The organism is Acinetobacter piscicola (assembly GCF_002233755.1).
Classification (GTDB): domain Bacteria; phylum Pseudomonadota; class Gammaproteobacteria; order Pseudomonadales; family Moraxellaceae; genus Acinetobacter; species Acinetobacter piscicola.
Genome location: NZ_KZ268705.1, coordinates 185107 through 206907, shown reverse-complemented (window position 1 = coordinate 206907; position 21801 = coordinate 185107). Strand labels below are relative to the sequence as shown.

Genomic DNA, 21801 nt, shown 5'->3' with positions numbered 1-21801 from the left:
TTTATTTTTTGTTTGAAATTAGATTTAACACATTTGCCAATTCAGCATAACATTTTGCACTTTACAAACCAAGCGCTTGCTTGGTAGATTAAAGTATAAATTTTATTCAGAACAATGAAAAGAAGATAGGTGCGAAAATGGAAGATCAGCGAATAGTTAAAATTGGATGTGCCTCGGGTTTTTGGGGGGACACCAATACGGCCGCATTTCAGTTGGTACATTTATCTGATATTGACTATTTAGTTTTTGATTATCTTTCAGAAATCACCATGTCGATTATGGCCAAAGCCATGATGACTGATCCAAATCATGGTTATGCCTTGGATTTTGTCAGTCGTGTGATGACGCCATTACTCAAAAAGATCAGTGATAAAAAAATTAAAGTGATTAGTAATGCAGGTGGGGTAAATCCATTGGCATGCCGTGATGCATTACAAAAAGTCATTGAGGCACAAGGTTTAGATTTAAAAATCGCGGTGGTCTTGGGCGACGATTTATTAACCCAACAAGCTGAATTACAAAAGCAAAACATCAAAGAAATGTTTAGTGGTGAAGATTTTCCAACACATCTAGCCAGTTGCAATGCCTATCTTGGTGCGATTCCGATTCGTGATGCCTTAGACCAAGGGGCAGATATTGTGATTACAGGTCGTGTGGTTGATTCAGCTGTAGTACTTGCACCATTACTGCATGAATATCAATGGGCTATTGATGACTACGATAAATTGGCTCAAGGTTCTTTAGCAGGACATATCATTGAATGTGGTGCGCAATGTACGGGTGGAAATTTTACCGATTGGAGATTGGTTCAAGGCTTTGACAATATGGGCTTCCCGATTGTAGAAGTGAAAGCAGATGCTTCATTTATTGTCACAAAACCACAAGCTACGGGAGGTCTGGTATCTACAGCTACGATTGCAGAGCAGATCGTATATGAAATTGGTGATCCTCAAACGTATCTATTGCCCGATGTGACCGCTGATTTTAGTCAAGTCAAACTACAACAGATTACAGAAGATCGAGTTCTCGTGACAGGTGCAAAAGGGCGTGCACCGACACAGCAATACAAAGTCAGCGCCACTTATCCAGATGGTTATCGTGTTCTAGTCAGTTTTTTAATTGCTGGACGTGAAGCACCTGAAAAAGGACAAGTGATTGCCGATGCGATTTTAACCAAATGTGAACGTGTTTTAGCATTACGATCAGTTCCAGCATTTTCAGAAAAATCTGTAGAAATTCTCGGTATTGAAAGTACTTATGGTGCAAATGCAATTCATACACAAAGTCGTGAAGTTGTAGTCAAAATTGCCGTAAAGCATGTGCTTAAAGAAGCATGTATGTTTTTTGCTTCTGAAATTGCACAAGCTTCAACAGGCATGGCACCTGCGTTGGCAGGTATAGTTGGAGGCCGTCCTAAAGCTTCGCCAGTCGTTAAATTGTTCTCTTTCTTGGTTGATAAATCAAAACTTGATGTGGAAATAGACATTAACGGTCAACGTCGAAAAGTTGCAATTCCGCAAGGTTCTTCAGATCAATCCTTGCATCAACATACGACAGGTGAGGTTGCTCAATTTACAGGTCAAGAAATCGAAGTTCCATTGATTGAAATAGCCCATGCTCGAAGCGGTGATAAAGGCAACCATAGCAATATCGGTGTGATTGCACGTAAAGCTGAATATTTACCGTGGATTCGTGCCAATTTGACAGAGCAAAATGTCGCAAAATATATGCAACATCTCTTGAACCCTGAAACCAGCCAAGTAATTCGATATGAAATAGAAGGTTTTAATGCGTTGAATTTCTTGTTGGAAAATGCGTTAGGGGGAGGTGGTATTGCCAGTTTACGAATTGATCCACAGGGTAAAGCTTTTGCACAGCAACTGTTGGATATGCCTGTGAAAGTACCAACGGGTTTGGTGAAATAAAGGCATTTTCTTCCTTTGGGAAAGGGTGGGGGATGAGGGAATTTATTAAAAGTATTTATGAAATGAACCTCCCTTAACCCTCTCCTTGAAGGAGAGGGAACTATGGAAATTAAAGAAAACAATTTGGAAATAAAAATGCAATATCACTCAATATTTAGACCAGATGCTTTTAAAGATAAAGTCATCATCGTGACAGGTGGAGGCTCAGGGATCGGACGTTGTACCGCTCATGAGCTGGCAGCGTTGGGCGCACAAGTGGTGATTACAGGACGTAAAATTGAAAAATTAGAAAATGTCAGCAGAGAAATTACAGAAGATCATGGCAAAGTTCATTTCATTGTCTGTGATAACCGTGAAGAACAACAAGTTCAAGACATGATTGCTGAAGTCATTACAAAGTTTGGTCGTTTGGATGGTTTGGTTAACAATGCTGGCGGGCAATTTCCATCTAATTTAGAAGGAATTTCTGCCAACGGCTTTGATGCAGTGGTGCGAAATAACTTGCATTCTACTTTCTATTTGATGAAAGAGGCTTATAACCAATGGATGGCAAAACATGGTGGCAGTATTGTCAATATGGCTGCTGACATGTGGGGAGGAATGCCGGGTATGGGACATTCAGGTGCGGCACGTTCAGGTGTGGATAATTTAACCAAAACAGCTGCGGTGGAATGGGGGCGTTCAGGTGTTCGAGTAAATTGTGTTGCGCCGGGATGGGTAATTTCATCGGGTATGGATAATTACACAGGTGATTTTGCAAAATTCATCATTCCGAGCTTGGCAGGGAATGTGCCACTAAAGCGTATGGGAACGGAGTCTGAAATTTCATCAGCGATTTGTTATTTACTGTCCGAAGCAGCAGGATTTATTTCAGGAATGACCATTCGTATTGATGGCGCAGCCTCTCTAGGGACACGTATGTATCCATTGGCTGATGCAAATAATAGCGAGTCATTTAATGGATTCCACCGAGCTTTTATTCCAGATGTACTCAAACAACAATTGAACAATCAAATGAATAACCAAAATGCAGGAGAAAACGCATGACTATTCTCCAGTCCGAAATTGCAGTAGGAAGTGAGCAATATCAACAGAATCGCGATGCTTTACTGGCACAAATTGCAGAAGTGAGAGCAGTTCAAAATAAAAATATTGAAAAGTCTTATGCAGCGAAACCTAAATTTGACAAGAAAGGCAAAATTTTACCGCATGAACGCGTACGTTTGGCTTTAGATGCCGATTCACCTTTTGTCGAGCTTTGCGGTTTAGTCGGTTATGCGATGCATGACGATAAAGATGGCTCAGATGCAGGCGGTGGAATCATCGCTGGAATGGGTTTTGTCAGTGGTGTGCGCTGCATAGTTTCGGCAAGTAATAGTGCTATCAAAGGTGGAACGATGTCACCGATGGGCGTACAGAAAACTTTACGCTTACAAAAAATTGCTTTTGAACAAAAATTACCTATGCTGACGCTCACTGAAAGTGGTGGGGCAAATTTAAATTATGCTGCTGAAGTGTTTACTTATGGCGGTATGACCTTCGCCAATCAGGCACGAATGTCAGCAACAGGATTACCTCAAGTGTCTGTGGTCCATGGTAATGCAACAGCGGGTGGGGCATATCAACCGGGTTTATCGGATTATGTGATTGCTGTGCGTAAGCAAACAGAAATGTTGCTGGCAGGGCCACCTTTACTTTTAGCGGCAACAGGTGAAGTGGCGACTGCAGAAGAGTTAGGTGGTGCAGAAATGCATGCTCAAGTTGCGGGCACAGCAGAATTTTTAGCGGAAAATGATGCAGATGGTATTCGTATCGCACGTGACGTTTTTGAGCATCTGAATTGGAAAGAACAGACTCAGCAATCAAATTTAACCTATAAAGAACCACGTTATTCTGCCGAAGAGTTATTAGGTGTTATTCCTGAAAGCCCTAAGCAACCTTTTGATATGAAAGAAGTCATTGCACGTATAGTGGATGATTCTGATTTTTTTGAAGTCAAGCAAGAATATGATGCATTAACCGTGTGTGGTTGGGCAAAGATTGGTGGCTTACATATTGGAATTATTACCAACAATGGGCCGATCACACCGCAAGGTGCGACCAAAGCTGCACAGTTTATTCATCTGTGTGAGCAGACTCAGCGTCCTTTATTATTCCTACATAACACCACAGGTTTTATGGTTGGAACAGATGCTGAACAAAACGGCATTATCAAACATGGTTCAAAACTCATTCAAGCCGTTGCCAATACCACCGTTCCTAAAATATCGATTGTAGTCGCAGGTTCTTATGGTGCAGGCAACTACGCCATGTGTGGGCGTCCATTATCACCACAGTTTATTTTTGCATGGCCAAATTCGCATGTGGCAGTAATGGGCTCAGCTCAGGCAGGTAAAGTTTTACGTATCGTTGCTGAAGGAAAACAAAAAGCTTCGGGTATGGAACCGAATGAGCAGATGCTTGATTTCTTAGAACAAAGCACCACTGCAAAATTAGAGCAACATTCTACAGCTTTATTTAATACGGCGATGTTACATGATGATGGAATTATAGATCCACGTGATACACGTAAAGTTCTGATTTTCTTGCTAGAAACAATTTATGAAGCAGAACATCGTGAGCTTAATCCAATTCGATTTGGGGTGTCGAGGCTTTAAGAAAACTCCCTTGCACTGTTAGCCACAGTTCACCCAGTCTTTGAAAAGGTAGAAGAAATACCCTCTCCTTGGGGAGAGGGATGGGTGAGGGGGGATCAATTAAAATTTTAAGGAAAAAACAATGAAATTTACATCAGAACATGAAGCATTACGCCGCACCACTCGCCAGTTTGTTACAACAGAATTAGATCCTTTTATTCCTGAATGGGAAGCAGCAGGACGATTTCCGATCCATGAAGTATTTAAAAAGATGGCAGATTTAGGATTGCTCGGCATTTGTAAACCTGAAGAAAATGGCGGTTTGGCTTTAGATTATTCCTACAATCTTGTGGTTGCAGAAGAGTTAGGACGTGCTGCATGTGGTGGTGTGCCTTTGGCAATTGGTGTGCAAACGGATATGGCAACCCCTGCATTGGCTCGTTTTGGTAGTAAAGAATTACGTGATGAGTTTTTAACACCTGCAATTGCAGGGGAATATGTAGCGTCAATTGCTGTTTCAGAAGTTCATGCAGGTTCAGATGTTGCTGCAATCAAAACCACAGCTAAAAAAGATGGCGATGATTATGTGATTAACGGTAGTAAGATGTGGATCACCAATTCATTACAAGCTGACTTTTTTTGCTTATTGGCAAATACTTCTGATGATAAGCCACATGTCAATAAATCCATGATTATTGTTCCTGCAAAAACCAAAGGTATTTCATTTTCAGAACCTTTAAATAAGTTAGGTATGCGTTCGACGATCACGGCTGAGGTTTATTTTGATAATGTTCGTGTGCCACAGCGTAATTTGGTTGGTGCAGAAGGCATGGGTTTTATGATGCAAATGATGCAATTCCAAGAAGAACGTATGTGGGCTGCAGCCAATGCTATTGGTGGTTTGGAAAATGTGATTCAAAAAACTATTCAATACACTAAAGAGCGGACAACTTTTGGGCAACCGCTCATCAATAATCAATATGTACATTTCCGCTTTGCTGAGTTGATGACAGAAGTAGAAGCTTTACGTGCTTTGACTTATAGCGCATGTGAAATTCATCTTGAAGGTGGTAATGCGACTGAACTCGCTTCAATGGCAAAACTCAAAGCAGGGCGTTTAACCCGTGAAGTTGCAGACAGTTGTCTTCAGTATTGGGGCGGTAATGGTTTTATGTGGGATAACCCTGCTTCTCAGCTTTATCGTGATGGTCGTTTAGGCTCAATTGGTGGTGGTGCTGACGAAATCATGTTGGGCATTATTTGCAAGTTGATGGATATCCTTCCATCAAAGCGCAATTAAGTGGAGTTTGAATATGACACTTTCACAATCACTGACGACTCAACAATTTGACGACAGTATTGAGCTTGAACAGCAAGGTAGCATTTTAACGCTTTGGTTGAATCGACCTGAAAGCCGAAATGCGATGAGTTTGAATATGGTCAAAGCGATTCGGCAGGTATTCAAAAGTATTGAAAATGACATGTCGATTCGTGGGGTGATCCTACGTGGCAAAGGTGGGCATTTCTGTGCAGGTGGGGATATCAAAGACATGGCGCAGTTGCGTGGTGAGGCATTGAGTGTTGGCACAAATCAACCCTATGTTGATTTTAATCGTCAGTTTGGCTACATGATTGAACAAGTCGATCAAGCACCTCAAACTGTGGTTGCCATTCTTGAAGGTGCTGTATTGGGTGGTGGTTTTGGCTTGGCTTGTGTATCGGATATTGCAATAAGTCGTGCAGATGCAAAATTTGGTTTACCTGAAACGGGCTTAGGTGTGATTCCTGCGCAAATTGCCCCCTTTGTCGTGAAACGTATTGGTTTGACTCAAGCTCGTCGTTTGGCACTATTGGGAAGTCGTTTTGAAGGAGAGACCGCACTTAAAATGGGTGTAGTACATGAAGTTGTTGATGATCAAGACGCGCTGAATACGTTATTGGAAGATACCATTCAACAGATCAAACGAGCTGCACCGCATGCTTCGCGTGTCACAAAAGCCTTATTACACAGAACTTTAAATGAACCTTTAAATAGCCTTTTGGATGATGCAGCACAGCAGTTTGCCAATGCAGTCGGTAGTGAGGAAGGCGTAGAAGGGACAACAGCCTTTATTCAGAAACGTTTACCAAGTTGGAATAATTAATCCCCTAAATCCTTCACTGAAAGAAGAAATGCCCCCATAACAAAGGGGATTTAAGGGAATTTTAAAATAGGGAAAAACATGAAATTCTCAAAAGTTTTAGTTGCAAACCGTGGTGAAATTGCTGTTCGTGTGATGAAAACAGCAAAAGCAATGGGCTACCAAACAGTTGCTGTTTATTCAGATGCAGACCGTCATGCACGTCATGTGCAAGTTGCAGATGAAGCAGTATATATCGGAGCTTCAAAAGTATCGGAGTCTTATTTATCGATTCAGAATATTATTGAAGCATGTAAAAAAACAGGGGCGGATGCTGTCCATCCCGGTTATGGCTTCCTTTCTGAAAATACCGATTTTGCAGCAGCTTGTGCTGAAAATGCCATAACCTTTATTGGCCCACCTGCATTAGCCATCGAGTTAATGGGCAGTAAGCGCTTATCTAAAATTGCCATGATTCAGGCAGGTGTGCCTTGCATACCCGGTTATGAAGGTGAGCAACAAGACATAGATTACTTGGCACAGCAAGCGGATAAAATTGGTTATCCCTTAATGGTGAAAGCTTCCGCAGGTGGCGGTGGACGCGGTATGCGTCTAGTTCATCAAGCTACTGAAATTGTTGAGTCATTAAAAACAGCACGTTCTGAAGCTGAAAATGCATTTGGTTCAGGTGAACTGATTTTAGAAAAAGCGGTGATTGCACCACGTCATGTCGAAATCCAAGTTTTTGGCGATACGCATGGCAATTACGTTTATCTATTTGAGCGTGATTGTTCGATTCAACGCCGTCATCAAAAAGTCGTTGAAGAAGCACCGTGTCCTGTGATGACGGAAAGTCTACGTCAACAGATGGGTGAAGCTGCAGTTGCTGCAGCAAAATCTTGTGCCTATGTCGGGGCAGGAACAGTTGAATTCTTATTAGACCAATCAGGTGAGTTTTATTTCTTGGAAATGAATACTCGTTTGCAAGTTGAACACCCTGTAACCGAGTTAATTACTGGATTAGATCTGGTTGAATGGCAGTTAAGAGTTGCCAATGGTGAAGTATTACCCTTAAAACAATCGGAACTCACTTTGAATGGTCATGCAATAGAAGTGCGTTTGTATGCAGAAGATCCTCGTCAAGACTTTTTGCCACAAACAGGTAAGGTTTTACAATGGCAAGCTGTTGAGCTAGAGCATGTTCGTATAGATCATGGTTTATTAGCACAGGATGAAATTAGTCCTTTTTACGACCCTATGGTGGCTAAAGTGATTGCCTACGGCAAGACTCGTCAGGATGCAATTCGTCTATTGGCTCGTGCTGTAGATGATTGTGTTTTATTGGGACTAAATAGTAATAAGCAATTCTTGGTGAATTTACTCAAGCATCCAATTATCGTTGCAGGGGATACCAATACTGCATTTATTCAAGAGCATTTTCAAACAGATCCGAGTCTGCATAAACAAGCCGCCAGTTTAGAATATCTTGCGGTTGCAGCAGCTTTATTCACCAATGCATCGAGTAATAGTAGTTGGAATACAGGTATCGCATTATCATTACCTTTAAAACTAAAAATAGATGATCAACACATTCAAATTGCGGCTAAACGAGCTGAGCAAATTGTTACTGTTGAAGTTTGTGGGCAGGCTCAACAGCTCACTATTTTGCAAAATACGGCAGACCAATTGGTTTATGAAATGAATGGAATACGCCGTTCTATTCATTATGCGTTGGATGGTAATCGTCTATATTTGGATGCGATGAATGGTAATCTAAGCATTGAAAATACAACCTATGCAGCACCTGAAACTGCTGATGTTGCAGGTGATGGGAAGATTCGCGCACCGATGGATGGTGCGATTATCAATATTCTTGTCAATGCAGGTGATACAGTGACTAAGGGGCAAACTTTACTGATTCTAGAAGCAATGAAGATTCAACAACAAATTAAGTCGGATGTGGATGGTGTAGTTGATGAGATCATTGGGCAAGTGGGACAGCAGGTGAAAAAGCGTCAATTGGTACTGAATATTCAGGCTTAGCTATTTGATTAAAAATCAAATTAATCAAGTATAAAAACTTCAATGCTTTAGGGGATTGGAGTTTTTAATTTCTTAGTATTTTTAAATAACAATAAATATTTGTATTGATAATTATCAACTTATAGTGCATGAAATGAATTTAAAGAAGTATTTACATGGCATTTATATTTATCAATAGGAGCTTTGCTCTATGAATGGAAATAGTAAGATAAAAGGCATCATTTTTGATATTGATGGAACATTGATTCTCAATGATCAAGCAATTTCAGGAGCAGTTAACACAATTTCTATTTTACGTAATGCAGGTGTTGTATTGCGTTTTGTGACCAATACGACGGGAAGAACTTCCGAGCAACTTAGCTCTAAACTCAATGAATTAGGTTTTGATATAAAAAGCCATGAGATTATTACCTCGGTAACAGCATGTTTGCGTTTTATTCAACAAACTTACCATGATCATGCTGGCTTTTTAGCGATTCCTTATAATCTACAGTCTCAGTTTTTAGAGGTAAAACAGACGCGAGTTAATCCAGCTTTTGTTGTCTTAGGTGATTTAGATGAAGAATTTGATTATGAGGTATTGAATCGAGTTTTTAATTATATAAAGGGTGGTGCTCAGTTAATTACTTTTCATCGTAATCCATATTTCTTTAGAGATAGACAAACTTGGCTAGACAGTGGTGCATTTACGATCGCTTTAGAATATGCGAGTGGGCAGAAAGCTATAGTAACTGGAAAGCCAGCGCCTGAAATGTTTGAGAGTGCTGTTGCTTCAATGGGTTTGAATAGGAATGAAGTGATTGTCGTCGGTGATGATGTAACAAGTGATATTCAAGGTGCAAAGAATGCAAGTTTAGACTGGTACTTGGTAGAAACAGGGAAATTTAAACCTGAACACTTGGATGCATATCAAATTAAGAAGGGGCAGCATATTAAAAGCATAGAAAATATTGTGAATATTTGTGGTCTCTGAACCTGAATAAAAGATTAGATCACTACTTTTAGTAGAGGTGTGTCTTATTAAGTAACTGATTTTAAAATTAATATTATCTATCAGCTTGACAGCATTTCAGTCAGTTGTTATTTTTCGGCAATTCTTCTCATAGCACGACTCATATGCCGATAGATGATGGTTTTGTATATCAGCCACCTTTAGAACCCTTAGATATTATTTTTGAAGATGATGATTTTATTGCTATCAATAAACCTGCGGGTTTGCTTTCAGTTCCGGGGCGTTTAGCTGAACACCATGACAGTGCTTATTTTCGTGTATTGGCACTTTATCCAAATGCCAAGATTACCCATCGTTTGGATATGGCGACGTCAGGTATTTTATTATTCGCAAAACATCGTGAAGCTGAAGTCGCTGCGAGTAAAATGTTTCAGGCACGTACGATTAAGAAAAATTATATTGCTTTGGTACAAGGTCAGATTGCAGTCAATGGTCAGGTCGATGTTCCATTAATTACTGATTGGGAAAATCGCCCACGACAGATTGTACATTTTGATTTGGGTAAGCCAGCTCAGACTTTATTTGAATGCTTAAGTTATGATGCAACAAAGGATATGAGCCGAGTTTTACTCACGCCAATAACAGGGCGGTCACATCAACTACGTGTACACATGCAATATATTGGGCATCCCATTCTCCGAGATAAGCTTTACCACCCTGAACCGTTTAAAACTGATTTAACGCGGATGGCATTGCATGCGAGTTATTTATCTTTTACACAGCCTTTTAGCAATCAACTGATTGAAATTGTCAGTGAGCCTACATTTTAAATTTTTAGTTTTGAAATAGATTGAAGCATATAAAAAGCCTGCAATCTTGCAGGCTTTCGATCATCTACTTTAGGGTGAGGTAGAGGATTAAACTTGGTTATTTACATCATCATTTTTTGTTTCACGAATGGCTAAAAAAGCAAGCAGTGAAAGAATAGATGCCGCTGTTAGATAATAACCGACAGCTTGTAGGCCATAAGCTGTTGCAAGTTTAGTTGCAATCAATGGTGCAAATGATGCGCCTAAAATACCAGCCAAGTTAAAGGTCAATGCTGAGCCTGTATAACGCACAGATGTTGGGAATATTTCAGACAATACCGTGCCAATTGGCCCATAAGTCATTCCCATTAGGCCCAAACCTAAACACAAAAATAAGAAGACAATGATTGTGCTACCTGATTCAAGCATACTTGCAAAGACTAGACCGAAAAGTGCAGATGCAATACATACACCAATTGATGTTGTTCTGCGTCCAAATTTCTCTGCTAATACAGCAGAAAGCGGAATAAAAGCAGCAAAACAAAGTGTAGCGACAAGCTGCATTTCAAGGAATTCTGCACGACTATAACCGAGTTTAGTCGTACCCCAATTGAGTGCAAATACGGTGGTCAGATAGAACACTACGAATGTACATACCGCTGCAATTGTGCCTAAAAACAACATTTTATAGTGTTTAGTTACCACTTCTTTAAAAGGAAAATTCACTTCTTTTTGTTTATCTAAAACTTTTTGGAATGCTGGTGTTTCATGGAGTTTTAAACGAATCCATAGACCCACAATCACTAATGCCGCACTTGCTAGGAATGGAATACGCCAACCCCATTGCATAAAGTCTTGTTCAGACATAAATGCGCCAAGTGTTAAAAATGAACCTGTTGCTAAAATAAAGCCAATCGGCGCACCCAGTTGAGGGAACATACCATACCAAGCACGCTTACCTTCAGGTGCGTTTTCTGTAGCAAGTAATACTGCACCAGACCATTCACCGCCAAGTCCTAAACCTTGCCCTAAACGACAAAGTGCTAGAAGCAATGGTGCTACGATACCAATTTGTGCATATGTTGGAAGAAAACCAATACAGACTGTTGAAACACCCATGGTTAACAATGCAGCAACGAGGGTTGCTTTCCGTCCGATACGATCACCTAAGTGACCAAAGATTGCTGCACCAATTGGACGTGCAATAAAGGCAATCGCAAATGTTGCTAAAGACTGGATAATTGCTGTAGTTGGATCTGTACTTGCAGGAAAGAACAAATGTGGAAAAATAAGAACAGCAGCTGTCGCGTAGATATAAAAATCAAAAAATTCGATTGTTGTTCCGACAAGGCTCGCAAAAAGTACACGAGTCTTAGAGTTTGTCTGAACTTCGGATGTAGCTGTAGTAGATGATGACGCCATAATGAACCTTACACTTTTAAAAGTAAAACGAATCTCTAAAGCGTAATCTTTTTAAAAAAGGCGTAATTTCTTAAAAAAACAACGAGATCAATCCAAATTCACTCATTCAGGGTCACCGAAATTCGAGTATCAATGGATTAAATGACGTAAAGATAAATTGCAAGGAAATGTGATCCTGCCCCTATCAAAACAAAAATATGCCAAATTGCATGCGTGTATCTTACTCTTTTTAATGCATAAAACAATGCGCCAATCGTATAAGCCAAACCACCAATGATCAATAATTTTAAAGCGTCTGGCTGTAAAAAGCGTTGCATATCATCCATCACAAGGACAGCAAGCCATCCCATAACCAAATATGCAATGAGCGATATTTTTTCAAAACGATGAATGAATATTAACTTGAATAGCGTTCCAATTGCTGCAATGATCCAAAGGGCAATAAGCAAGTAGTGTGCTTTTGTCGTTGGAATCGCAATCGCTAAAAAAGGGGTATATGTGCCAGCGATTAGATAGTAAATAGCAGTATGATCGAGTTTTTTATACCATTGACGTTTTTTTTCATCGACTGAAAAGTGATAAACCGCTGAACTTGCAAATAATAAAATCATGCTTAGGCCGTAAATGGCGAGTCCAAAAAATTGCCAGTCATTGAGATAACTGCCTTTGATCAGCATGAAAATAGTTGCAATTGCAGCCAAAATAGCACCAAATGCATGACTTAATGCATTAATTCGTTCTTCCAGTGGCGGGTAAACATGAATCAATTGATTGGTTGACATTGGCTTCAACTTCTTAAAAATACATTTGTATAGTAATGCAGTTTTACCTTTAAAGTAAGACGTTTTAAACTAGGCAACTTAATGAATATGAGTTTTGATTATGTTAGCAGTAGTTTCCTTAACTGAGCAGGAACAACAATTTTTCGATAGTGTACAGCAAGCTATTGATAATCAAAACTTAGATCGTCTGATTTTAAGTCAATATAAAGGTGAATTAGCAGATTTAGAGAAGATGACCTTTAGAGTCATTCAACTACAAAACGAAACTGTTTTGAGCTGTTTATATCATTATAAAACCAAGGATGTAACGAAAAATTATCCCTTAAATGAAGCATTATCAACAATTCAGGAACAAGCTGAACACTGTAAACAAGCTAATTTATTTACAGATGAAGCTGAAACTCAGCTCAAGAAAAATAAAAAGAAAGCCATATTGACGATGAGTAAAAATAAGATGAATGTCAAAACTCAGAAAAATGAGCAAAACGGACATGATCGAACTAAGCATCGTTTTGTAGATCAAGAAAGTTATTTTTTACAAGCGCTTGGCATTACCGATGCAAATGCAAAAATAATTCCAAGCATGGCACGCAAGTGGAAGCAGATTAATAAATTTATTGAAATATTTTCAGGTGCTTTAACGCATATTCAACAACAAGACAAAAATCATGCTTTAAAAGTGGTTGATTTTGGCTCGGGCAAAGGCTATCTCACTTTTGCATTGTATGATTATGTAGCAAAGCATTTGCAAACGCCTGATGTTACTGGGGTAGAGCTCAATGAAAATATGGTGAAGTTTTGCCAAGATGTTGCTGCACGTTCTGAGTTTAGTCAATTGGATTTTTTTCAAGGTGACGTCAGAACTTACCATCCTGATCATTTAGATGTCATGATTGCATTGCATGCTTGTGATGTTGCGACTGATTTTGCGATTCATACGGGGATTCGTCTAAATGCGCAAATGATCATGTGCGCGCCGTGTTGTCATAAAGAATTACGTCCACAAATGCAAAGCCCTCAAGTATTACAACCAATGTTGCAATTCGGTATTCATGCAGGGCAACAAGCAGAAATGCTGACAGACACACTTCGTGCTTTATTGCTCAAAGCCTATGGTTATGAAACCAAGGTATTCGAGTTTGTAGCTTTAGAACATACCAGCAAAAATAAAATGATTTTGGCAACAAAACGCAAAGATTTTGATCAGCCTGATCAAGTTGTTTTGGATCAAATTAAAGCTTTAAAAGAAATGTATGGTATTCAAAAGCAATCTTTAGAATTATTATTAAATAATCAATGGGATCAACAAGATATTGGTTCTAAATGTTAATGGAAAAGCAAATGTTAGATTTTCAAATTCAATCAGGGAATTGGCACGAATTACAACATGATGCTCAACTCATTCGCCGTAGTGTTTTTGTTCAAGAACAAAATATCTCTGAAAATGATGAATGGGATGATCAGGATGCGATTTCTCTGCATTTCGTGGTTTATGATCAGAATCAAGCGATTGCGACAGCCCGATTATTGGAAAACCATAGTATTGGTCGGGTCGCTGTACTTAAACAATATCGTGGTAAAAGTATCGGTCAATTATTGATGCAACACATTATTCAAGTTGCTTCTGAACAAAAACGTGAATATTTAAAACTTTCTGCACAATCTTATGTGATTGGTTTTTATGAAAATTTAGGATTTGAGGTTAAAGGAGAGGAATATCTAGATTGTGGCATTCCACATATAGATATGTGGTTGAGTTTATAAAATTATTGAAATACATCAAGAGAATAGATTTGCCAATGCTCAGTATAAAAACGCCGTTAATTCAATCTTTAGTTTTAAGTCAACTGAACCAGTGTCAGGTGTGGTTGAAAATGGAAGCCTTACAACCCTCTGCATCATTTAAACAAAGAAGCATTAGTCATGCTTGTCAAAAACATTTTGAGCAAGGTGCACAACGTTTTATCAGTTCATCTGGTGGAAATGCTGGTTTAGCTGTCGCTTACACAGGACGACAACTTAATGTTCCTGTGACAGTCGTTGTTCCTGAAACAACAGCACAACGTGCGAGAGAATTGATCGCTCAGCAAGGTGCAGAAGTTATTGTTCATGGTGCTTCTTGGACTGAAGCCAATGCTTTAGCGCAGTCATTATTAACACATCATGATGTATTTATTCATCCTTTTGATCATGCATTGTTGTGGGAAGGCATTATCCCGATGATTGATGAAGTTATTGCAGAAGGTGTTATCCCAAATGCTGTGGTTTTATCTGTTGGAGGAGGGAGCTTACTTTCAGGCATCGCAGCAGGATTAAAGAAGTACGATTTAGCTCACATTCCAATTTATGCCGTTGAAACTCAAGGGACAGCTTCTTTACATGCCTCGATTATTGCCAAACAGCATGTTGAACTAGATCAAGTGAGTGGGATAGCGACAACACTCGCTGCAAAAAAAGTCTGCCAAAATGCGTTTGAAATTAGTCAACAATTTCAGCTGAATAGCATCGTCGTTTCAGATCAAGATACTGTAAATGCATGTTTGAAGTTTGTAGATGATCATCGTGTTTTAGTTGAGCCAGCATGTGGTGCAACTTTGTCCGTACTTTATGACCAACAAGTCCAATTTAAACCCTCTGATCAGGTCTTGGTGATTGTTTGTGGTGGTGCTGGGATTACTTTAGAAGCGTTACAAGCATTCAATCAATAAAATAGACTGGGTGTTTAATAAAGTTTCATGATGCATTGAACGATGAGAACGCATTTTTCAATTGAGAGGATAGTGGCATGATTCAAGCTGTGTTATTCGATCTTGATCAAACACTTTTGGATCGAACAGCGTCCTTAAAACGTTTTCTAAGTTGGCAGGTGAATGCTCTGCCATTGGTTGAGAATTCAGAAAAACAGTCGTTTATTGAAAGTTTTATTGAACTCGATGCCAATGGTACAGTGTGGAAAGATGTGGTTTATCGCCAACTTATTCAAAAATTTAAAATTTCAGAATTTACTGAGCAGCAATTATTAACCAGTTATATTCAAGATTTTCATCAATTTTGTGTCGCTTTTAGGGGGGTAGATACTGTCATTCAAAAGTTATTTAAAGCAGGCTATTCACTTGGGCTGATTTCGAATGGTAAAACACCTTTTTAGGAACATAATTTCCAAGCTTTAGGATTAAACCAATATTTTTCGAGTGTGATTATTTCAGAAGCTGTTGGGCTACGGAAACCTCAAGCTGAAATTTTTCAATTGGCATGTCAGCAAATGAATGTACGACCTGAGCAATGTGTGATGGTTGGGGATAATGAAATTGCGGATATTCAAGGTGCAAAGAATATTGGTATGCAAACGATACTTTTTGATCCTGATCAAAAAATGCGTTCTACTCAAGCTGATCATCGAGTGCAGAATTTTGAGGATATTTTGGCTATAATTGAAAGGTAATGTTTTGAATAATAATATTTTAAAATTTTAATTAGAAATTTCATTTTTGTTAAACACGGTGTTTAATTGCGATCATTGATATGCATGGTTAATAACAATCATTATTTAAATTAAAGTATCTATTTAAGTAACACATATCTAAAGATATAATCTCGCTGTACAAATTTAACAATCAATAGAAGATAATAATATGACTAATTTGCAACAACTATTTACTCAAACCCAAGAAAATTATGAATTTATACCAAAATTTATAGAGCAGCTTTTAATATCAGATGTTTATTGTTTAGGTACGCAAAGTGCTGATCATAAATTTCAATTTAGAGTTTTAGAAACACCTGAGGGTGATCAAGCAATTCCTTTCTTTTTATCACGAGAATCCATTCGAAATGATATTGGTGAAGATGCAGAATATTTGATTGTAAACACTAGACAATTCTTTGAAATGACCCAAGGAGCAACGCTCGTGTTGAATCCAACTTCTGAATTGTCTAAAGAGTTTCAATCTGAAGAAATTAAAGCAATTCTTGAAATCGCTTCAGAGGAATCGAATTAAAGATGATTTTATGCTTTTAATTTTTCAAGCACTTCATCAATTTTTTTAAGACGTTTGACTTCATCCCATAAAGCTTTAGCTTCAGGATAATGTTTTGACATCATTCCAAGCCATTGCTTATAACGCCCGACCATATTCATTTCTTTTTTATAAGTCCCGTTGAGGAAACGGATTTGTAAGCCTAATAACTCACTCCAAGTGATGAGTGCTTGGTCGGTATTTTGTCGAATGCATTGGGTTAAATCGGGTGTAGTGACTGCACCACGACCAATCATCAAATCTTCGCAACCCGATTCCAATTGGCATTGTTTTGCATCAGCATTGGTCCAGATTTCACCATTGGCGATCACATTGATTTTCAACCTTTCTCGAATCGGTTGTAAGGTATCCCAAAAAGCAGGAGGCGTATAACCATCTGCTTTGGTACGTGCATGTACAGTGACCCAAGCTGCGCCTGCATCTTCAATCGCAAGTGCATTTTCCATGGTGAAGTTTCGATCCATATAGCCTAAGCGCATTTTGGCTGAAACAGGAATATGCGTAGGCACAGCATCACGGACAGCCTTCACCAATTCATAAACAACTTCGGGTTCATCTAAAAGCACTGAACCGCCACGATGACGATTGACCGTTTTTGCAGGACAACCAAAGTTCATATCAATTGCAGGGGCACCAAGTTCGACAGCTCGAACAGCATTGGCAGCAAGCATGTCAGGATTATTTCCCAAAAACTGCACATGCACTGGCGTTCCCGCAGCAGTTTTGCCATCGGTATTTAATTCGGGGCAATAGTTGTGATAGACATGATCGGGCAAGACTGAATCGGTCACACGAATAAACTCAGTCACACACCAGTCAAAGCTTCCTACAGACGTGAGTACATCACGCATGATGGGATCGGTTAAGCCTTCCATGGGTGCAAGGATGAGTTTCAATGTGTGTTACCAGTCAAATTGAAAAACGGTGTTATACGTTTTTTTTAGTTATATGTCTAGTAAATCCATAAAAGCACTTAATTTTAAGTTGTTGTAAAATTTTCTAATAATTATTTTTTTAAAATTTAAATGAATAAGAAAATATTATAATAGTGAAATTATTTAGAAACATTTTGTAAATAAAACCTAAGAATTGAAATATTTTTTAATTAAAATTTAGGATTAAAATAAAAATTAGATAACTTATAAGGAGAATAATTTATTTTAATAATATTTTAAAAAGGAGTTTTAAATGAGAAAGATAATAAAAAATTTTATTTGTACTTGTTGTATTTTGTTTTTAAGTGCTTGTACAACTAATTTGGTTACTCAAAAAAGAGCTTTAGTAGTTAATGATCCAAATAGTTTGAATGATAAAAAAACAAGCATTCCGATAGATTTACGGTTGTCACATAATATTAAAGGAGGAAATGGAAAAATATATATTTGTGATCAACCTATGCCTGATGTTGCAAGAGCGGATATTTTCGGGTCAAGTGGTAAAGCAGGGTTTACGTTAGATCAAAATGGCGTATTAAAAGAAGAATCTAAGTTGGAAGGTGGCGTAAATTCAGCTACCAGTGTTTTACAACTTAATGGTCGTTCTTCAGCTGTATTATTGGCTCGTGATTTGATGTACCAAATGTGTTTGAGTACAGCAAATGGAACATATGAAACCCAAGCTCCTCTATTTGAAAAAATCTTTGGGATTGTTACGGTGGTTGCAGAAAAAGAGCAAAAGGTAGCAGAAACGAATCAGCTTGCTGCACAGGCTCTAATTTTAAGACCTGAAATTATTCAGAATAACCAAACAGCACTATCAGGTATGTATATATATGGGTTAGCCACGACATATCATGAGTGTTTAACAAATGCTGGTAGTAATAAGGAGAAGGCAGTCGCGTGTAGAGTCAATTTGAAACAAAAAATTAATCAAAAAACTGAGGGTGAATAAAATGAAAGCAAAAGAATTATTTGACGACGATCTAGTATATTTAAATACACCACCTAAAACATTTTTATATTGGCGTATTAAGGATACCTATTTAGTTGTTGCAGTTTTAGAGGAGTGGGATACTGCTGAGGTTACTTTGAAAACAGAAGAAGGAATAATTTTTACTGAAAATCGTGATGATGTTAAAATAATGGTTCCATAACTATAAAACCTTACTTTTTTAATTTAAGAAAGTAAGGTTTATTTTATATGTTGGTATTTAATAGATTGAAGTATTATTAATATTTATTACATGTAGTTTTTAATCTAAATAGTAAGTCAAAGGAATCTGTAGAGGCTTCTTTGATGCTATCTGCCTTATTGCTAATTTTCATACAAAATGAAAAAGGATAAATATATGAGTTAAAACTATATTTATCCTATATAAAATATTTAATTTCAGTGTATTAGCTTGTTTTTGCTAAGCTAGTGGATAATAGCTGTGCTGCTTTAAGTTTTACGAAGTTATAAGGCGGGACAACAAAAGGACGTTTCAACTGAATCTGCCCTGTAAGCACAGCACGTTCATGTGAAAAAGCCTTAAAACCGAAAAAGCCATGCGAATTACCAAGACCAGAGTTATTGACTCCTCCAAAAGGTAAATTGTTTTGCGCATATTGCGTCATACAATCATTCACACAAACACTGCCCGAGCTTGTATTCAACAAAATATGTTCAATCTGCGACTGTTGGCGACTCCATACATACATTGCTAAAGGTTTGTCACGTTGATTGATGTAGTGAATGACTTCATCAATATGTTCATAAACCAATACAGGTAAAACAGGTCCAAAAATTTCCTCTTTGAGAATGGTGGCGTCTATAGGGAGGTCGCTTAGAATTGTCGGATCAATAAAATGCTCTGCACGATCACCTGTTCCCCCGATCACTGTTTTAGCACCTTTATCTACAGCATCATTAATCAGGTCTTCAATACGATTAAAGTGTCGCTCTGAAATAATACGTGCCAAGTCTTGGCTGGTTCTACGACTTTCAGGTTGCTCTCCAAAACGTTTGGTAATGATCTCTTTACTTTTTTCGATAAAAGATGAATAGACATTTTTATGCACAAAACAATAGTCTGGAGCAATACAGGATTGTCCCGCATTGATCAACTTACCCCACCAAATCGTAGAAGCCGCATCTGAAATATTGGCACTTTCATCAATGATTACTGGAGACTTTCCTCCAAGCTCAAGTGTTATAGAACTTAGGTTCTCAGCCGCAGCACGCATGACAACTTTGCCAATCGTCGGTGAACCTGTAAAAAAGATATGATTAAAAGGTAAAGCAAGTAAAGTTGTTGCAACGTGTTGATCGCCGGTTACAACAGCAACTTCATTTGGATTGAAGACAGCTTCAATCAGATCAATCATGACTTTATTGACTGCTGGTACAAATTCCGACGGTTTAATGATGACGGTATTTCCTGCTGCTACAGCAGAAACAAGCGGACACAATACGGTATTTAATGGATAGTTCCAAGGTCCTAAAATGAGACAACGGCCTTTGGGTTGATACTGCACATGACTGGATGAACCTAAAGTGGAAATCGTAGTCGCAACTTTGACTGGTGCCACCCATTCATTTAAATGTTGGATCGCATGACGAATTTCATCAATCACAGTTAAAAGTTCAGTTAGCTCTACCTCGATATTGGGTTTATGAAAGTCAGATTGAAATGCGTTATAAAATTGTGATCTACGTTTTAATAATTCTTTTTGAAATTTCTTTAATTTTTCAATACGTTGTTGAACATTACTCTGCCTTAAAGCCAAAGAAACAGGTAATTGTTGCGCAAATAACTCAGCAAAATATTGATTATCAAAGGACTTTGTTTGAAGTGATTGTTGTTCGTTCATAGAATTTTCAGTTTTAGAGTAATTGCTCTAAAATATACTCTAAATGAATTTTTTCAAGCGAAAATTTGCAAAACTATAAAATGGTGTGATTTTATTCAAATTTAAAATCATTAGAAAAATAGAAGCAATTTCTTATAGGATGAAATCGATTTTAAATATTGATAAGTGAATTTTATTTTGTTTATGAATAGGATAGAGATTATTCTCTGTGTTGAGTTCAAGAAAAATCAGAATATAGATTATTTGTTTGGGAGAGTATTTGATGCCTTAAAGAATTCTCTTCTAAGGCAGTATTAAAATTAATTCAGGCTATTGAATGATTCACATCTTTTGTGATGCATTTACCTGCAATGTTTTTCCGATACATTAATTCATTGAATAGATTGCTTTAATTGGCTTAAAAGCTAAGCACTGTTTGAGTATTAGCGATGCAGTATCATTTCCAATACAAATTTAGAACCAATAAATCCAATTGCTAATAAGAAGAATCCAATAATGGTAAAGCGAATGGCTTTTTGACCACGCCAACCAAATTTATAATGACCAATCAGCAGAGCACCATACACAAACCAAGATACGATACTGAATGCTGTTTTATGTGCTAAGTGTTGTGCAAAGAAGTTATCAATCGTGAAGAAACCAAAACTTAAAGCGACAGTAAGTAGTAAAAAACCAGTAATTAACATATCAAACAATAATGATTCCATGGCTTGATAAGCAGGTAAGAAATTGACCCAAATACGTTTTTTTTGTTTCTTTTTCAGTTCACGGTTTTGAAACCATATCAATACTGCTTGTATGGTTGCCATGAGTAAAACGGCATAGGCTGACAGTGATAAAATGATATGAATATCTAAACCAAAAGAATGCTGCTCCATAAATTGATTTGGTTTACTAAAACAAAAACCTAAAATCAGACCAAATGCAGCGACAGGAATTCCAATTAAATTTAGAGACAATACAGGGCGATAAGTGCTGTACAGCATACTGAGGAGTAACATTAAACCAGCAGTAAATGACATCAAATTAAAAACGTCATAATTAATCCCTTGTGGTGTAACCACATCGTTATACAGTACACTTGCATGTAAGATCAGTCCTAAACCTGACATGACACCAATAAACCATGGATTTGCAGGACGTTTTGACATTAAGTGCATAAACAGATACCAAAATGAAGAGGTATAGGCAATTAATGCTAAAATCGTATAAACCAAGGGTAGGCTAATCATGTCAAACCTTTTTCAGGATGATGAATATTCATGTTATAAGATATAAATTCCA

Annotated in this window: 19 protein-coding genes and 1 pseudogene; 15 read left to right on the top strand and 5 right to left on the bottom strand. The window is 38.0% G+C overall.

Annotation, left to right across the window (positions count from 1 at the left end; translation table 11 throughout):
- Window positions 1-137 precede the first annotated feature (137 nt).
- From CDA10_RS02545 to CDA10_RS02510, 8 genes are all read left to right on the top strand, one after another.
- Window positions 138-1925 (top strand): acyclic terpene utilization AtuA family protein, encoded by a 1788-nt coding sequence (locus tag CDA10_RS02545; protein ID WP_089603942.1) that lies wholly within the window; start codon window positions 138-140, stop codon window positions 1923-1925.
- A 135-nt stretch (window positions 1926-2060) separates the two neighbouring features.
- The gene (locus CDA10_RS02540; protein ID WP_089603961.1) at window positions 2061-2972 is read left to right on the top strand and encodes an SDR family oxidoreductase; all 912 of its coding nucleotides are present in this window, start codon (window positions 2061-2063) and stop codon (window positions 2970-2972) included.
- Entirely contained in the window at window positions 2969-4582 is a 1614-nt protein-coding gene (locus CDA10_RS02535; protein ID WP_089603941.1) for an acyl-CoA carboxylase subunit beta, read from the top strand. Before CDA10_RS02540 ends, CDA10_RS02535 begins: the two co-directional genes overlap by 4 nt.
- A 121-nt stretch (window positions 4583-4703) precedes the next feature.
- On the top strand, window positions 4704-5861 hold the full coding sequence (locus tag CDA10_RS02530; RefSeq protein ID WP_089603940.1) for an acyl-CoA dehydrogenase family protein: 1158 nt from the start codon (window positions 4704-4706) through the stop codon (window positions 5859-5861).
- 13 nt (window positions 5862-5874) lie between these two features.
- On the top strand, window positions 5875-6705 hold the full coding sequence (locus CDA10_RS02525) for an enoyl-CoA hydratase/isomerase family protein (RefSeq protein ID WP_089603939.1): 831 nt from the start codon (window positions 5875-5877) through the stop codon (window positions 6703-6705).
- Window positions 6706-6783: 78 nt separating this feature from the next.
- A complete protein-coding gene (locus CDA10_RS02520) occupies window positions 6784-8724 on the top strand; it encodes an acetyl/propionyl/methylcrotonyl-CoA carboxylase subunit alpha (protein ID WP_089603938.1) in 1941 nt (646 codons plus the stop codon).
- Window positions 8725-8914: 190 nt separating this feature from the next.
- Window positions 8915-9697, top strand: coding sequence for an HAD-IIA family hydrolase (locus tag CDA10_RS02515; RefSeq protein ID WP_089603937.1), 783 nt, complete (start codon window positions 8915-8917; stop codon window positions 9695-9697).
- A 143-nt stretch (window positions 9698-9840) separates the two neighbouring features.
- Window positions 9841-10506 (top strand): RluA family pseudouridine synthase, encoded by a 666-nt coding sequence (locus CDA10_RS02510; RefSeq protein WP_089603936.1) that lies wholly within the window; start codon window positions 9841-9843, stop codon window positions 10504-10506.
- 87 nt (window positions 10507-10593) lie between these two features.
- Here CDA10_RS02510 and CDA10_RS02505 read toward each other — a convergent pair whose 3' ends face one another.
- Window positions 10594-11907, bottom strand: a complete 1314-nt coding sequence (locus tag CDA10_RS02505) for an MFS transporter (protein ID WP_089603935.1) — start codon at window positions 11905-11907, stop codon at window positions 10594-10596.
- A 137-nt stretch (window positions 11908-12044) separates the two neighbouring features.
- On the bottom strand, window positions 12045-12689 hold the full coding sequence (trhA, locus tag CDA10_RS02500) for a PAQR family membrane homeostasis protein TrhA (protein WP_089603934.1): 645 nt from the start codon (window positions 12687-12689) through the stop codon (window positions 12045-12047).
- Between the two features lie 100 nt (window positions 12690-12789).
- On the opposite strand from trhA, the gene CDA10_RS02495 reads away from it, so the two are divergent.
- The 5 genes and pseudogenes from CDA10_RS02495 to CDA10_RS02475 all read left to right on the top strand — a co-directional run bounded on the left by CDA10_RS02495 (window position 12790) and on the right by CDA10_RS02475 (window position 16687).
- Window positions 12790-14019: a class I SAM-dependent methyltransferase gene (locus CDA10_RS02495; RefSeq protein ID WP_089603933.1), complete on the top strand. Its 1230-nt coding sequence runs from the start codon at window positions 12790-12792 to the stop codon at window positions 14017-14019.
- Window positions 14020-14030: 11 nt separating this feature from the next.
- Window positions 14031-14453, top strand: coding sequence for a GNAT family N-acetyltransferase (locus CDA10_RS02490; protein ID WP_089603960.1), 423 nt, complete (start codon window positions 14031-14033; stop codon window positions 14451-14453).
- A gap of 35 nt (window positions 14454-14488) precedes the next feature.
- Window positions 14489-15397, top strand: coding sequence for a pyridoxal-phosphate dependent enzyme (locus tag CDA10_RS02485; protein ID WP_089603932.1), 909 nt, complete (start codon window positions 14489-14491; stop codon window positions 15395-15397).
- Window positions 15398-15474: 77 nt separating this feature from the next.
- Window positions 15475-16131, top strand: a pseudogene (locus tag CDA10_RS02480) (HAD family hydrolase).
- A 190-nt stretch (window positions 16132-16321) separates the two neighbouring features.
- Window positions 16322-16687 carry an SseB family protein gene (locus tag CDA10_RS02475; protein ID WP_089603931.1) on the top strand — a complete coding sequence of 122 codons (366 nt, stop codon included), beginning with the start codon at window positions 16322-16324 and terminating at the stop codon, window positions 16685-16687.
- Window positions 16688-16695: 8 nt separating this feature from the next.
- Here the strand turns inward: CDA10_RS02475 and CDA10_RS02470 are convergent, their stop codons facing one another.
- A complete protein-coding gene (locus CDA10_RS02470) occupies window positions 16696-17622 on the bottom strand; it encodes a tRNA dihydrouridine synthase (RefSeq protein ID WP_213062843.1) in 927 nt (308 codons plus the stop codon).
- Between the two features lie 292 nt (window positions 17623-17914).
- Here CDA10_RS02470 and CDA10_RS02465 point away from each other — a divergent pair, with 292 nt between their 5' ends.
- Complete coding sequence (locus CDA10_RS02465) at window positions 17915-18616, top strand: hypothetical protein (RefSeq protein ID WP_089603929.1); 702 nt, start codon at window positions 17915-17917, stop codon at window positions 18614-18616.
- Between the two features lies 1 nt (window position 18617).
- Window positions 18618-18818, top strand: coding sequence for a hypothetical protein (locus CDA10_RS02460; protein WP_089603928.1), 201 nt, complete (start codon window positions 18618-18620; stop codon window positions 18816-18818).
- Between the two features lie 244 nt (window positions 18819-19062).
- On the opposite strand, the gene CDA10_RS02455 is transcribed toward CDA10_RS02460, so the two are convergent.
- Together CDA10_RS02455 and CDA10_RS02450 are read right to left on the bottom strand one after the other, a co-directional pair.
- Window positions 19063-20517: an aldehyde dehydrogenase family protein gene (locus CDA10_RS02455; RefSeq protein ID WP_089603927.1), complete on the bottom strand. Its 1455-nt coding sequence runs from the start codon at window positions 20515-20517 to the stop codon at window positions 19063-19065.
- A gap of 422 nt (window positions 20518-20939) precedes the next feature.
- Window positions 20940-21749, bottom strand: a complete 810-nt coding sequence (locus CDA10_RS02450) for a cytochrome C assembly family protein (protein WP_089603926.1) — start codon at window positions 21747-21749, stop codon at window positions 20940-20942.
- Between the last annotated feature and the right edge of the window lie 52 nt (window positions 21750-21801).